Origin of the sequence: Clostridium gasigenes (assembly GCF_900104115.1) — a bacterium.
In the GTDB taxonomy this organism is placed as follows: Bacteria; Bacillota; Clostridia; order Clostridiales; family Clostridiaceae; genus Clostridium; species Clostridium gasigenes.
The window spans coordinates 715,765-730,970 of sequence record NZ_FNJM01000001.1 but is presented as its reverse complement, the minus strand read 5'-3'; the positions used below and the strand labels follow the sequence as shown (position 1 = coordinate 730,970).

19 protein-coding genes and 1 pseudogene are annotated in these 15,206 nt (G+C 26.4%); 3 read left to right on the top strand and 17 right to left on the bottom strand.

From position 1 onward, the window contains the following. Positions 1-25: 25 nt before the first annotated feature. The 6 genes from BLS77_RS03620 to BLS77_RS03595 form a co-directional block, all read right to left on the bottom strand. The gene (locus BLS77_RS03620; protein WP_089965955.1) at positions 26-550 is read right to left on the bottom strand and encodes an ECF transporter S component; all 525 of its coding nucleotides are present in this window, start codon (positions 548-550) and stop codon (positions 26-28) included. A 265-nt stretch (positions 551-815) separates the two neighbouring features. After that, entirely contained in the window at positions 816-1,004 is a 189-nt protein-coding gene (locus BLS77_RS03615; RefSeq protein WP_089965953.1) for a hypothetical protein, read from the bottom strand. Positions 1,005-1,080: 76 nt separating this feature from the next. After that, the gene (locus BLS77_RS03610) at positions 1,081-2,118 is read right to left on the bottom strand and encodes a hypothetical protein (protein ID WP_089965951.1); all 1,038 of its coding nucleotides are present in this window, start codon (positions 2,116-2,118) and stop codon (positions 1,081-1,083) included. Further along, entirely contained in the window at positions 2,099-2,995 is an 897-nt protein-coding gene (locus BLS77_RS03605; protein ID WP_089965949.1) for an ABC transporter ATP-binding protein, read from the bottom strand. Before BLS77_RS03605 ends, BLS77_RS03610 begins: the two co-directional genes overlap by 20 nt. A gap of 47 nt (positions 2,996-3,042) precedes the next feature. Continuing rightward, positions 3,043-3,609 carry a hypothetical protein gene (locus tag BLS77_RS03600; RefSeq protein WP_089965947.1) on the bottom strand — a complete coding sequence of 189 codons (567 nt, stop codon included), beginning with the start codon at positions 3,607-3,609 and terminating at the stop codon, positions 3,043-3,045. Between the two features lie 139 nt (positions 3,610-3,748). Next, positions 3,749-4,387, bottom strand: a complete 639-nt coding sequence (locus BLS77_RS03595) for a hypothetical protein (protein ID WP_089965945.1) — start codon at positions 4,385-4,387, stop codon at positions 3,749-3,751. A 161-nt stretch (positions 4,388-4,548) separates the two neighbouring features. Here BLS77_RS03595 and BLS77_RS03590 point away from each other — a divergent pair, with 161 nt between their 5' ends. Continuing rightward, complete coding sequence (locus BLS77_RS03590; RefSeq protein WP_089965943.1) at positions 4,549-4,998, top strand: hypothetical protein; 450 nt, start codon at positions 4,549-4,551, stop codon at positions 4,996-4,998. Between the two features lie 79 nt (positions 4,999-5,077). Here BLS77_RS03590 and BLS77_RS03585 read toward each other — a convergent pair whose 3' ends face one another. Further along, positions 5,078-5,659: a hypothetical protein gene (locus BLS77_RS03585; RefSeq protein WP_139164811.1), complete on the bottom strand. Its 582-nt coding sequence runs from the start codon at positions 5,657-5,659 to the stop codon at positions 5,078-5,080. A 141-nt stretch (positions 5,660-5,800) separates the two neighbouring features. On the opposite strand from BLS77_RS03585, the gene BLS77_RS03580 reads away from it, so the two are divergent. Further along, a complete protein-coding gene (locus tag BLS77_RS03580; RefSeq protein WP_089965939.1) occupies positions 5,801-6,793 on the top strand; it encodes a sulfide/dihydroorotate dehydrogenase-like FAD/NAD-binding protein in 993 nt (330 codons plus the stop codon). Beyond that, positions 6,790-7,569 (top strand): annotated as a pseudogene (locus BLS77_RS03575) (FAD-dependent oxidoreductase); the annotation flags it as partial. The gene BLS77_RS03580 and the pseudogene BLS77_RS03575, both read left to right, overlap by 4 nt. Positions 7,570-8,043: 474 nt before the next feature. Here the strand turns inward: BLS77_RS03575 and BLS77_RS03565 are convergent. The 10 genes from BLS77_RS03565 to BLS77_RS19710 form a co-directional block, all read right to left on the bottom strand. Continuing rightward, positions 8,044-10,365 carry a type IV secretory system conjugative DNA transfer family protein gene (locus BLS77_RS03565; RefSeq protein ID WP_089965933.1) on the bottom strand — a complete coding sequence of 774 codons (2,322 nt, stop codon included), beginning with the start codon at positions 10,363-10,365 and terminating at the stop codon, positions 8,044-8,046. After that, entirely contained in the window at positions 10,362-10,601 is a 240-nt protein-coding gene (locus BLS77_RS03560) for a hypothetical protein (protein WP_089965931.1), read from the bottom strand. Before BLS77_RS03560 ends, BLS77_RS03565 begins: the two co-directional genes overlap by 4 nt. A gap of 10 nt (positions 10,602-10,611) precedes the next feature. Further along, on the bottom strand, positions 10,612-11,025 hold the full coding sequence (locus tag BLS77_RS03555; protein WP_089965929.1) for a hypothetical protein: 414 nt from the start codon (positions 11,023-11,025) through the stop codon (positions 10,612-10,614). 294 nt (positions 11,026-11,319) lie between these two features. Further along, a complete protein-coding gene (locus BLS77_RS03550) occupies positions 11,320-11,523 on the bottom strand; it encodes a hypothetical protein (protein WP_089965927.1) in 204 nt (67 codons plus the stop codon). Beyond that, positions 11,508-12,395, bottom strand: coding sequence for a ParM/StbA family protein (locus BLS77_RS03545; protein ID WP_089965925.1), 888 nt, complete (start codon positions 12,393-12,395; stop codon positions 11,508-11,510). The genes BLS77_RS03550 and BLS77_RS03545 overlap by 16 nt, the downstream gene beginning before the upstream one ends. Positions 12,396-12,517: 122 nt before the next feature. Next, on the bottom strand, positions 12,518-12,718 hold the full coding sequence (locus BLS77_RS03540) for a helix-turn-helix transcriptional regulator (RefSeq protein ID WP_089965923.1): 201 nt from the start codon (positions 12,716-12,718) through the stop codon (positions 12,518-12,520). A 126-nt stretch (positions 12,719-12,844) separates the two neighbouring features. Further along, entirely contained in the window at positions 12,845-13,318 is a 474-nt protein-coding gene (locus BLS77_RS03535) for a hypothetical protein (protein WP_089965921.1), read from the bottom strand. A 101-nt stretch (positions 13,319-13,419) separates the two neighbouring features. Next, positions 13,420-13,944, bottom strand: coding sequence for a LexA family protein (locus BLS77_RS03530; RefSeq protein ID WP_089965919.1), 525 nt, complete (start codon positions 13,942-13,944; stop codon positions 13,420-13,422). Between the two features lie 143 nt (positions 13,945-14,087). Continuing rightward, positions 14,088-14,435: a recombinase family protein gene (locus tag BLS77_RS03525; RefSeq protein WP_175490756.1), complete on the bottom strand. Its 348-nt coding sequence runs from the start codon at positions 14,433-14,435 to the stop codon at positions 14,088-14,090. 142 nt (positions 14,436-14,577) lie between these two features. Next, positions 14,578-14,994 (bottom strand): hypothetical protein, encoded by a 417-nt coding sequence (locus BLS77_RS19710; protein WP_175490755.1) that lies wholly within the window; start codon positions 14,992-14,994, stop codon positions 14,578-14,580. Between the last annotated feature and the right edge of the window lie 212 nt (positions 14,995-15,206).

The window sequence follows — 15,206 nt, the reverse complement described above, 5'->3', positions numbered from 1 at the left end:
ACATACTTACCTTTAATCTTTCATTTTATTGTAATTTAAAATTTGATTTATTCATTACTTTTTTTATAGCACTTGCTAAGGGTATTGCAATTATTATTCCAATAGTTGTAGTAATTAATGAAGTCCCTAAGCTTGATATAGCTACTGCCCATGTTCTGCCAAGAAATAATAAATTATTTAAAAAATAACCACTTATAGATACTAATCCTCCAGCTATAAAAGCTATTAAATTATATTTAATACTATTCCCTTCTTTTTCTTTGGCAAAGGCTATAGTTCCAGCTACATATCCTGTCAATCCTTTTATTACAAATGTTTGTATTGTATAGGCAGCAAAACCATTTAATAAATCAAATATAGAACAACCTATTGCCCCTGCAAGGCCTGCATCTTTACCAATTATAACTGCTGCTACAAAGATAGCTGTTGTCCCAAGATGTATCATTGATTGAGTTGGACCTATAGGTATTCTAATATTAATTAATGTCCCCACATAACATATTGCTGCTAAAAGTGCAATGACTACTAACCTCTTTGTTTTAAATCTCATTTGAATCCCCCCTTAACTACTTCTCTTATTTCTATATTTATATCATATTTTCTAAAGGTTTTATTGTCAAATGTATCCATACAATTTTAATAAATTCTATTAATCCTATTTATTTAAATGGTTTTTTATTATTTACATTTAAACCTAAAAAAATAGATATAATAAAAAAATATTTATTATATCTATTAAGCATATTTAAATTGTATTTTAGCAATCTACTAATAATAAAAAGGTGCCTAAACTTAAGCACCTTTTTATGGGTTTACTAAAAGCAACCGCCACCTAGTAATAATAACCATATTAGTGGGCTACATCCACCTCCGCAGTTGTTTCCAAATCCACAGCCTCCAAAGTTATTACCACATCCACAGCTTTCTCTTCTACAACAGCTATTACAGCAGCTATTACAACTTCTATTACAACAACTTCTATTACAACAACATCTCTTTGACATGTTTACCATCTCCTTCTCTTCTGTATGCTATATACTATTCAGAGAAGGTTTTAATTGTTCTACAAATTTCATCAACCTATATATATTTTCCAGGAATTTTATTTTTTAATACTGTACTAATAGATTTTATAATTATATAAATTAGTATTGAAATTATTGTTATTATTCCAATACTTATAAGAGGATATGTTACTGTATTTAAGACTACTTCAAGTCTATTATCCACTAATAATCCTTTAAATATAATAGTACCAACTATCATTCCTATTAGTGTGGATAACAAAATTGGTGCAATTTTCCTTATAGATCTAAATATTAAAGCATCTCCCATATTTTCAACTTTTATTTTTTCAGTTAATTTTTTAGTTATTATTGTACATACTATTGTTATTATTATAAGTAGTATTAGTCCTGTGAAAAATAGATATTTGTGTATATTTATTTCCGCTCCAAATAATATAGAATCAATCATAATAGTAATATATTCCCAAATTTTACGCACTATACTATTATATGCCCATAAAAATGAGCTTCCTATTGTTATTATCACAACTATACAATATGCACCTATTGCAAACATTGAACCTAATGTCACATACATATTAGAAGTTAATGAATCTATAAAAAATAATATAGATGTTAAAGCTGCTGATACTACTACTATTCTAATAATATCTATTACTACCAATATCCAAAATCCTTTAATATATGAATTTAAAACATCATTCGCTATATAATTCCTTTCACATACCAGTAAAAACAGAAGTATAAATCCCATTATACATCCTATCATTAAGGTCAACTCTCTTTTCCTTATGTCAATTCTGCTAAATGGACCTGATAAAAGAGTAGCCCACTTTTTCCTTTTAAACATTCCACATATTAAAACAAAGCATATTACTAAAAATACCACCAATATAAACATTCCAACTATACCTAGCGGATTTTTAACTTGATCTGAATAGTTATACAACATAAATCTATAATCATTATAGTTAGAATTATTCATAGTAATATCTAAAAAAACTCCTACTAATAAAAGTAAGGACATTAATACAGAAAATATTTTAGCATCCCCCTGAAAAAATATATTTTTATTTAAATATTTCTTCATAATTGTCCCCCTTATCGAGTTTATAAATAAACACTTCCTCTAAGCTTAAATTTATTTCTTCTATAAATAATGGATTAAACTTATTAAGTTTATTTTTAAAATCTTCATCATATCTATCTGTAATTATTGTAAACACCCGTCCTAAGTGGGTTATACTAAATATACCTTCAATATCTAAATCCTCTTCATAAATAGGTGCTTCAAAAGCCACTTGAATTTTTTTAATATTTTTCTTCATTTCTTCTAAGGAATTATGATAAGCTATTTTCCCATTATCAATTATTATAATATTATCACAAACCCTCTCAAGTTCATCTAAATGATGGGAGCTGATTATTACTCCTGCTCCAAATTTCTGTACTTCTCTTATTATAAGTTTTAAAACCTTTTCTTTTAGAATAGGGTCTAGTCCTGATGTAGGTTCATCTAAAACTAAGTACTCTCCACCTATAGAAAATGCTAACATAAGATTTACTCTAACTTTCATACCTTTAGAAAGTTGGAAAAATCTTTTCTCTAATGGTATTTTAAATATTTTATTTATTTTATTAAATTTGTTTTCATTAAATTTAGGGTATATACTTCTATAAAACTCTACTATGTCTGCTAATTTTATAAGAGAAAAACTATTATGTTCATCAGGTACATAAGCTATTTTTTTCTTTGCTGATGAGTTATCATAAAGGTTTTCTCCATCTACTAAAACTTGTCCCAAATCCCCTTCATAAATACCAACTAAAGCTCTTATTAATGAAGTTTTACCTACTCCACTTGGTCCAATAATCCCAAGAATTTTTCCTTTTTCTACTTGTAAACTTATATTATCAATTACTTTTTTTTCACCAAACTTTAAGGAGAGATTTTTAACTTCTAACATTTAATTTTTTCCTCCTAAAATATATATTGATTTTTTATTATTTAATATTAAAATCTACTAATACACTGATCTACTACATATCCATCACCTTCATCTACCAACACTAGGAGAATATATATGTCTTCATACTCCTTATTAATATCATTAATTTTATCAATTTCATCAATAGTATATTTTTGTATATTTAATATTGCTTTGCCCGATATTTTATAAATTTCACGTTTTTTTGGCACTTTATAATTTCCAATATTCTTATAAGTATTCAAATGTTGTTCTAAAGTTAAACTTTCGCTACTAGTTACATTTTCTAAGCTATACTCCTTAAAATTTGGAATTTGAATATAGTTAATATCTTCTTCATTTTCAACCACTAGCCTAGCTCTCTCTGAAATAGTTTCGTATAAATCCAAATTTGGAATTATCTTTAATATATTACCGTCACGACCTCTATTTCCCCACATAAGATTAATATTTTTCAAATAATCCTTTATAACTTCTTCTTGTGACACATATTCTTTTCTTTTTTCATAAACTTTTATTTTTGATCCAACAGATTGAAGTATTAATATTATTAGAATAACTGTAATAAGTGCAAACCATGTTGATTTTTTCATATTTCCCCTCCAAAAAACACCATACTTGATATAGTATAGTCTAATTATATTATTTTTTTAAAGCTTAAGCAATTAAGATTTCCTTAACTTATATTAGTAAGTTCTTAAAATTTTCTTAATATGAAAAATACTAAGCTATTTATAGCTTAGTATCTTCTTTTTTAAGATTTTCAATATAACATAGATGATCTAGTATTATTAGCACCTCTTTAAATCCATCTTTAATTAAATCATTATTATATAAGTCCTCATAGCTTAATTTCTCTATATCCGTATTTACTATTTTATTATAGTTTTCACCATATATTTTTTTCAATATATCCTTTAACCCATTTCTAATATTTTCATAGGTTTTCTTATCCCCATATTCCCATTTATATACATCCTTATTTACTTTTTCTATAATTCCATAAAGTTGATAAATATAACTTAGTTCTTTTAAGTTATATTTATCACTTAAAGATGCTACTGCTTTTTGATATTCTTTACTTATTGGTAATATATAAAGATACGACATCTCATCTTGATTTTGTAAACTTCTAATACTTTGAAATATAGCAGTACATATATCTAATCTTACTACATTTGCGTATATACATAATTCTTTCATTTTATAACTTTCTTCATACCTTCTATTAACTTCTTGTAATTTATATTGCTCTTTAATAGATTTAGACGTTATTTTCTTGTTTATTAACCAACTAAAACTTGCACCTATTAGTGATCCAATTATAATTGCACTACCTGAAATTAGTGTTGTAATTAGATTGTCATTCAAATTCTAACCTCCCTTCTAACCACTATTATCTTTTGTAATTTTATTAAAAAATTATTAATGTTAGTAACTTAATTCATTTCTTTCTATATTATATTATTATTCAACAAATATTATTTAATATGCACGGAATTTTCAAAACTAATTTTATGAGGGGATTTTCTATGAAAACTGACATAAGCAAAGAGTTAATTATAAAAAACAATCTATTAAATTATCCTATTAAAAATGTTAGTCTTTCATCTCTTGAATTAATAATGTATAAAATTAAATTAAAATTAAATAATATAGATTTTAAAGAGGCAGATGAAATAGAAGTTATACTTAAGAATATAAAAACTAGAGATATATTTATTGCAGAACATTCAATTGAAAATGACTTTCTTAATATAAATCTTAAATCTTTAAGCTTTATGTGTACCGATAATGAGTTCATGCTGTTATTGATTATAAAAAAAGATAGTGTCTACTCTTTTTTAAATCCAATAATAAAAAACAGTTCCCAAAATATTACTAACAATTTCATAGTTTTGGATTTAATACCTATAGAGTGGTATTTAAGAATTTTAGATAATGGTGAACTTAGACTATCTACAATTGTTAAAATTTTTTAAAAGGCGTATATAATAGACATAGTAATAGATAACAAACCAATATATATATAAGATTGGTTTGTTATTTTTTTTAAATGCCTTAATGAAATTTCATTTTAAGAGATCCAAATACATCATAATATGAGCAGGCATTTTTTTGTTTTACTAATTTAGATTCTTTAAATAAATATGAGTAATACTCACTAGTTTGTTCTCTTATATTAGATGTTTTATATATAATTAGAACATCTATAGAGTTAAATCTTTTAGCATATTGTAAAAGTTTATTTAAATAATCTACTCTATCCTTAGATGAAACTTCTATAATTTGAACAAAAAACTTTGTTTCACTTTTAGTATCTATTGTATTAACTAAATTATTAATAGCTTTAACATCTTCAATTAAATCTAATTCTTTTGAAAAATATAAAAACAATTCATTACTAATAGTATTTTTATCATCATAATTGTGCCATCTTATTTCAATTATATCAGTTATAGATCTTGATTCCTCATTAATACCTGTAAGTATTGAAGAATAACCTAGCACTTCTCCTACCTCTACAATATAATCTAATTCTTTTTTTAAAATTTCAAATTTATTGCTTTCCGTAGTTAAGTTGAATTTCAAGTAATTTCTAACTAATCCTTGGAATATATTCATTAAATCAATATTAAACACTTTATCAACTCCAACCATTCTTTAATTTTCTTTAGTTTAGCACTAATTTCTATTTTAATAAACCCAATTTATAATATTTGTAACAATTTTAATTTTTTTAAATAACCTATTAGTATATAGAAATTAATGCGAGGAGAATACATGTTTAAAGAAACTATTGATTGTATTGATGCAGGTTCAGAATATTGTCCTTGCCATTTAGCCGAGTCTGGCGATTGTATATTATGCTCACAACTTCATGGAAGTTGTTTTTGTGATTGTTCAAACTGGAAGGGAGTTTGTATTTACCAAGAGTTTAAATACAATGGTGAAAAGGCTAAAGAAGGTAGAAAGACTTTTAACTGTTTAGTGGAGGAAAAACTTTTATATGAAAATGATGTTCTATTACTCAAATTCAAAGCACCTCATAAATTAGCTATAGACTTAGTTAAGCCTGGAGGATATATATTTATAAGAACTGACCCTAATGTTTACTTTGATGTTCCAATTTCTATTTTAGAATCTGATATTGAAACTAACATTATAACAATAATGATTGAAGTTAGAGGGATTAAAACTAAAAAACTATTAGGAATTGAAAAAGGTGGCGAAATAACAATAAGAGGACCTTATTGGAACGGCGTTTTTGGACTTAAAAACATACAAAAGCAAAAAAATAGAAATGTATTAATTATTTCAAGGGGAATAGGAATGGCTCCTATGATGCCTGTAATTCAAAAATTTACAGCGAATAACAATAAGGTTTATCTTTTATTAGATAAGGAACCTTACAAAGATAACTACGTTAAAGAATATTTAGATAAATATAATGTAACTCCTATCTTTATGAATACTATTGACAAGGGCGATATTTCATCTGAATGTAAATCTATGATAAATACATTTATCTCTGAAAAAAACATTTCAAATATTCATATAGCCGGAGCTGATATTTTAACTTATAAAATAATTGACTATATGAATGAAATAAATAATACTAAAGTTTTACTATCCTGCTGTAATAACACTAAAATGTGTTGTGGTGAAGGTATTTGTGGAAGTTGTACTACTAGATTTTCTGGTCATAGAGTTAAAAGATTTTGTAAGGTTCAAGCAGATCCTAGAAATGTTTTTGAAGGAAGGAGATTTATATGAAGGTTATTATTATTGGTGGAGGTTGGTCTGGTGTTGCTGCTGCAATTACTGCTAAAAAAGCTGGTGCTGAAGTCCATATATATGAAAAAACTGATTTATTATTAGGACTTGGAAACGTTGGCGGAATAATGAGGAATAATGGTAGATATACAGCTTCTGAAGAATTAAACTATCTTGGGGCTGGAGATTTAATAGATATTGTTGATAACACTGCAAGGCATACAGATATAGAGTTTCCAGGGCATAAACACGTTACTCTTTATGATGTTAATTTAATTGAAGGTAACGTACGCGAATATATTGTTAATATGGGTATTAACATTCATATGGAAAGTCGAGTTGTTGATGTTAATTTTAAAGATGGAAAAATATTTGGTATTTATTTAAGCGATGACACCTATGAAGAAGCAGATGTATTTATAGAAACCACAGGGACTACAGGGCCTATGGGCAACTGTTTACGTTACGGTAATGGATGTTCTATGTGCATACTTAGATGTCCATCATTTGGGCCTAGATTAAGTGTAAGTGAAAGATGTGGTGTTTCAGATATTCAAGGTGAAAGAGAAGATGATATTTTAGGTGCATTCTCAGGATCTTGTAAATTAGCTAAAGAAAGTCTTTCAAAAGAAATACAAAATCAACTAGATGAAACTGGTGTTGTTATTCTTGAGATTCCAAAGGAAGATGTAAACTACGATAAGCTCGCAACAAAGGTTTGTCAACAATATGCCCTTAAAGAGTTCGCCGAAAATATAATTTTATTAGACACAGGGGTGATTTTTTGTAAAAAAAAATAAATATTGATATGGTGGACTTTGGTAAAATGTTGCACTCTTGTCCACCTAGCACATGCAGGTTGTCCCAAAGTGCAACAATAAAAGAAGTATTCCAATGTGTAAATTTTAAAATTATAGATTCATTATACTCTAATCTTCCTGAAACCACTATAGGTCAAAAAATACGGAAACTTAGACTTATTTATGAACTTACCCAATTAGAGTTTGCTAAATCTATACATAGAGGTTTTGGAACTATTACCAAATGGGAACAAGAGCTCACTTTCCCAAATAAAGATTCTATCTCTTATATTATAAGTATTTACAATTTAGATGAAAATTATTTCAATTTTAAAAAATAATTTTTACATACTGAATTAAATTTATCTTTTAAGTCTATAATTAAAATACATAGTTCCCCCTAATATTTGAGTCATAGAAAAAAGGCTAGAGATTAATTTCTCTAGCCTTTTATATTGGTCCAGGTAATTTTGTTATAAAACTACTATAACCTTTTGTGTATTGAATTATATTTAAGCTACTATACTCTTCCATCTCTTTAAGATCTTCATATTCAAAAGTTCCATCAAGTTCATCCTTAAAATACATATAATCTTCTTTTATAGTTCCTTTAAGCATCATAAATGAAGTTCCTGCACCTTTTAGACTATATATAGTTTTCTTATCTAATTGGTCTAAGTATTGACCTGCTAATACAAATTTCATGCCAAATTTTCTAGTTTGGGTTAATGTTGTTTCCATATATCTCTCTGCTGTCTTTGTTTGACTTATTTCATCTATTATTATGTGACTTCGCTTACTTCTATCCGATAATTCTCCTCGTTGCTCACAAGCCAACCAACATTTAGTGATTATAAAAGTAGTTATAACATTTTTAACATAGCTTTTGAATTTTGATTGAGGCATTCTAACTAATATAACCTTTCCACTCTCCATAGCATCTATAAAATCTATATTATCTTCGGGTGTCTTATTAAACATTTTCTTTAAATAGAAATCTCTTTTTAATAATGTTACTCTATCTAAAATACCTTCAATTTTACTATCTCTGGTCCCTATCTTCTCACTAGGACTATCTTTACTAGATTTACTCCACTCATCTAACTCTTCTAATGTTTCTATCTCTTCAAATAATTCGTTCTTTAATTCTAATGGAATAGTATTAATTATTCCCTCTCTATATTTAAAGTCTTGTAGGCATCTTATAACATCTTTTAAAGTTGCATTTTCATTTAGATATACTATATCAGTACATGCACATAAATAACGTTCCATCTTAGGACTCAATGGTTCCCCAAATTCATTTATACTATTAATTAATTCTATTGTTAATCCAGTCTTTTTATTAGCTAACTGTTGTTTATCAAACCAGCTCATATTATTAGTGAATTTTATTTCATTATAAGCTAATGATTGAAGTCCCTCTTCTGTACTAAAATCTAATAATATAATTCCTTTATCAACTACCTTTTCTATATCTTTACTAGATTCATTATTTCTTATAAAATCTATATGAACTATACTCTCCCCTCTCTCTATACAGTTTTTAGCATAGTTACATATATAAGTTGTTTTACCTCCACCTTGGCGTCCTAACATCATTAAAGGCAAACTCCCTATTTCTTTATGATCTTCTAAATAAGCATTAACTTTATTACCTTTACAAGTATTTATCCCAAGACTTATATATCCTTTTTTCAATTCTTCTGGAACTGAATTCTCTTCTGTTTTTATAAATTTTATACCATGCTGCATCAATAGTGATCTTCCTGGTACTTGAATAAAATTACCTACTTCTTCAGCACTCATTATATTAGAAGCTATATTAAAATTATAATCTTCTATATGGGCTACTTTCTTTACTTTCTTATAGACAAGTTCATTATCTTCATCCAACACTCTATATGATTGACATACACTTAATGCATTATTATCTCTTCTGGTAACATCTGAACTATTTGAAATAACTGCTATTTGAGTATTTAATATAGTACTTTCCTTTTTCTTTTTTGTAGATGTACTTAAAACATCTTGTCTTTCTAACACTCCCAAAATACTAGTATATAGGCTCTCTTGTGTACCTGTTTCATTATTACCTACAAAGTCATTTACTACAGTAATAAGAGAATCTAATATTCCTAGAACTGCTACTGCTCCATTTCTTAATACATAATCAAAGCTGAATACCTTTTTCTCTATTGATTTCTTTTCAGTAATCTTTTGAAGAGTATTATTATATTGTTCAAGCCATGAACACTGGCTATTAGGCATAAAATTATAAACAATAGTAACCCGGTCTTCTTCTTTCATTATTTCCATTACACTCAAAATAGAATTCAAAGGTTCGTTACTTTTCCTATCTGTAAGTAAAGACATTGCATCTTCCTTTTTATAACTTAGACTATACATTTCTGAACCAGCGCCAAAAGATCTAATCCCTTGGTCCATAATTTCAACTGTAGCTTTACTCCATATTTCTTTAATTTTTTCTAAAATTATATTTAAAAATGGTTTTGGTACTAAAAAGTAAAAATTAGCATTATTATTTTCTATATCTATAATGTAGGAAATTTTAAAATTTATTTCTATTATAAGCTTCTTTTGTTCTCTATAAATTCTTTTATTAATAGATCTATAAGTATGAGCTATAGCCTTTGCTATATTATTACTAGTATAATTTCTAATAGATTTATGCGGAACTATTCGGATATAGCGATAAGTTGGTTTTCTTAATTCAAAGTAATCTGTTAGTTTTAAAGTTTTTTCCTTCATATATATAGCCCTTTTATTGCTTGTAATACAAAGAAGGTTATTAAGCTTATAGTAACTGCCTTAGCCCCCTTCTTATATCCACTTAAATAAAATAATAAACCTACCATAGCTACACTTAAACATATTATATAGCTACTATCTATTATTGTTATACTAAGCCATTTAAAACCTTCTACAAACTTTGTTTTAAGTCCTTCTGTAATTCCATTTACTATGTCATTTTTAATAGTTTCCATTATTCCCACCTCACACAAAAGAATCTTTTATAAAATTAAACAACGTTGGTACTATATAAAAACTAGAAAAGATTAAAAGCCATTTGAAAATTATTGCCATTATTTCTTTTGTTCCTCCACCTTTCTTAAAAACGGATATTAATATTTCTACAATGCACCCAATAACCGCCACCCAAAAGCCAACCCTTTGTAAGATTGTAAGTATTTCGTTTCCTACAACATCTGTCCTTCTTAGTCCTTCTTCACTATTCGCATAAACTTTATTACTTGCAAACCCAACACTTGCAATCGTAAAAACTAACATTTTATATAATCTCTTATCTAATCTGCCTATATATTTATTTGTTTGTCTAATTTCTTTTCTATTGTAAAATTCTTTATTAAAAACTAATTTATTATCTAAAATTAAACTGATCCCCTTCATTTTTAATTCCCCCTGTATATTTTTTAGAAAGTTGGTAATACTAAAAACACTGTAATAAAGGAGTTGAATTTTATGTTTACATTTGCACTTGGTTACTTAGCGTGTTTTACAATAGTAGCTGCAGTAGTTATATTCTAATAACATAATAAATAATTTTAAAATACTACTAAAAATAGGAATTAATAATAGATTGCATACATATACTAAAGCGTAACGAGTTAGCATTAGTAAATTAGTCCACCTCACAAAAGAGGTGGTATTTTTTTGGCCTGAATTACTTTTCATAATACTTCTTTAAAAATCTGTTATATCTGTATCTAAATTAACTTTTTCAATTCCCTTAGGTTCTTTTATTTCTTCACTCTCAACATTCTTTTCATACCATTCACTTAATATATTTTTAATTTCAATACTCTTATCCTCTAAACCATTAAAATACGTATATATCTTTTGTTCTTTTGTACTACGTCTAAAACTTACGCTTATTTTGCACACCATAAACTCACTCCTAACTTTTTAAATCCTTTTGCATTATCGAATAGAGGATCATCTGATATTATTAAATTTTCTAATCTATTCTTAAAAGCTTTTACAAGGGTAATACTTCCTCCTCCAGTTAACAAAACATATCCTTTACTGGTATTAAAATTTAATTGCAGATCCTTATATATACTATTGAAGTGTTTTTGTAAAATAGGTTTAATAAATCTAATATCTTGTTGTTTACCTCTTAAAAATAGACCTTCCTTTAGTATTACTTCCCCATCTTCTAACTTAAATTCTTCTGTATAAGTAGTATTTATATAACTTATAATATCTTGATAAATATTAAGCATGCCTGTTGGAATAGTCCAAATTTTAGTTATTTTACCCTTTTCAAATAAACAAATATTAGTAGTTCTACCTCCAATATCAACTATTATAAGTGGTTTATTTCCTATCAATATTTTTTGTTCTTCTGAAAGATTATAATAAGCAGCAGCACCTTCTGGAGCTATAATAACATCTGATATAATAATTTCCCTTTTAATACCCTTGTATATAATTGTTTTACCCCTATTTTCTTCTATATATCTTTTGTAATTTGCTTTATTAGCGTTATATTGTTGTATAGGAAGTCCTAAAACTACTTGAAAAAAGTTTTCTTTAGAGCTCCTAGCTAATGCACTAAATAAAAGTGGTAATGTAGTTTCTTTTTCACTCTTATTCCAATCAGTGCTAAATTCCCCTTCTCCTATTTGAAATTCTTTTCCTTCATATATAATGCTATTTTTATTTGTGAAACTTGAACCTTCCGAAATCTTACTATAAAAGAAGTCATTTTCCGAAGTATTGACTCCAAAGTTACCTAAGTCTATCCCAATTATCATACTTTTCTGCTCCTAATTTCTTACTTCTGTATATTTATATGCTCCAAATTCGGAAAAGTTTCCAAATTATTTTTATTTTTCCAAATTATTTTTATTTTTTTCTAAATAAAAAAGAGATATGATTATTCTAAAAACCATATCTCTTCAACTGACTTATTCAATTTTTTAGCTATTTCTAACGCTACCTCCAGTTTGGGTCTACTTCTTCCATTTTCCCAATTGCTATAATTTTTAATATCTGTTCCAATATATTTAGCAAATTCTCCTGGAGACATTAAGTGATCTTTCATCCTAATTTCTTTAAGCTTATTCCCTATACTCATAAAATACCTCCAATAATTATACTATACATTTATTGGAATAAATTTACAACATAATTTATGAGATTATTTAATATTACTCTCTATATGGATTACTTATTTTTTGCTGATTTTGTTGTTGTAAAAAAATTATAGATTTTCTATTTTCACAGCATCTATAATAGGATTACTCATTATGCTTTCTCCACTTACTGAACCATAAATTTTAATTTTATCGCCGTTCTTCACTTCTTTAGTGTCGCTACCATTTCTTATAAAATAAATTTTAGAATCACTAGACTCTATATTAAATGTTTCTAAATCCGAAGATGAAACTATTCCAGTTATAAAGACTACTTTTCCTTGCATTTCTCCATTTATTATTTTTTTATGGTTTGCTTTTGTAGAAGCTTGTACCATACTGTCTACTACACTTTCTGTACTATCGTCCCTATCTAGTTTTATTGGTTTTCCATTGTATTCTTGATTATTAACAGCTGTTTCACGAGCCCAGTTAGCCCCTGTTCTACCACCTACCACAAAAGCAACCATAAAAGTTATTACAACTAATACTAATGTTACCCAATTCAATTTTGATTTTAATTTTATTAAAAACTTCTTCATATTTATCCCCCTATTATTCATGTAATTATTTCCATTATATATTAGCAAATCAAAAATTTCAATTCAATTTGTAGCTTTATAGAATTGATAACTGAATTTTTTTATAATAGTTCCCCCATGATTTTACCTATAATAGTAAAAAAGTTACACCTTGTCCACTCAGTTAGAATTATACCCTTTGGATCATATTCTTCAGAAGACGTAAATTCCAATACAGTTATTCCTCTTATTTGATTATAAATAATATCTACATAATCGTACTTATATAGATCAGCTGCTATTTCATTTTCTATTATATTAAAATCTTTTTTATAAAGTCTGTATTTTAAATCTGATTTAGTTTTATTACCATTAGCTAAAACTGTTTCACCTGAGCATATAATAATATTATTATCACATCCTTCAAATACAGAATCATCTAACTTTAATATCTTTATATTTCTAGGACTTTTAGCTACCTTTTCTATATATCCATCTCTCTCTAGCTTTCTTAAATGTGTATGCATAGTGCTTGCTGATTTTAACCCTAATTTGTAACACAGCTCTCTCACAGTTGGTGCCACCCCATTAACTTCTATGTGTTTATGTAATTCCGATAAAACTTTATTTTGCATCTTAGTTAACATATTGTACCTCCATACCCATATTTATAATATTAATTATACCGAACTAATGTTCTTTTCACAACTGTATTTTTATTTAATTTTTACAGTCCACTACATAATAAATCATTTTCTTATATAAAAAAGAGAATAGATTGCTCTATCCTCTAAGTTGTTTTTATTTCATTAATATCTAATACAATTCTCTTCATAATTGAATAATCTATATCCTCATTATTTATAACTAATCTCACATTATTTTCAATGAAAATATCAAGCAATTCTATTATTTCATTATTTCTTCTTGAAAATCTACTTAGTTCACTACAAATAACTTTTTTTATTTTACCAGCCTTAACATTTTCAATCAAGTGTTTTAATTCAATTCTGCAATTCCCAATATCACTATAAATAGTTGTTTTTGATTTTTCATCTGATTTTAATCCTTTTTCGCAAAAATTTGCCTGTTCATTCTCACTAACTAAGTCGTTTGCTTTTACATATATACCTATCACTAAAATTCACCTCATTTTATTATTTGTATATATTACTATTGATAATTAATTGTTAATTATCAATAGTATTCAAACTTATCTAACAACTCATAATATTTTGTATAGAAAAGAGTAGCAATAATGGTTTTATATATTCAAACTACTAATTTTCAATATAAATTATTCCCTTTTCTAGAAGTGACTTGAAGCAATCAACAACTATGGGTTCTATATCATTTCTCATCTTAATTATCTCTACTGAGTTTGCTCTAAGCTTGTACTCAAATATTTTTGATAAATTCGATAAGGTAATCTTATAAGGAATTAAATTAAGATTTAATTTAATATTTAACAATCCTCTATTCAAATATGAATCTATTATAGATGCCATAAATGGCATATCGATTATCAAGCTTTCTATTTCTTGCTTTTGATCTTTTAATACATGTTCCGGCACATTATATATATTGTTATTTGTTTCATTATATTTTTTTTCCTCGTCTAGTTTAGTTTTTTTTGTATCAATATTAACTTTGAAATCTTTAAATTCTAAACTTGTAATACTACTAATCACTTTCATCTCTTTAAGTTTATTTAATATAGTTATTGATATTATTCCTATAATTATTATTTTTAATATGGATTCTTTAATCAATGAATTAAAGAAACTTTTAATAATATAAATAAATGAAGTAATACAGAAATTATAGAAAACAATAAAATTAATTAATAAATTTTTTAATTTAAAATTACCATAATAATAAATAGTATTTAATAAAAATATAGCTATAA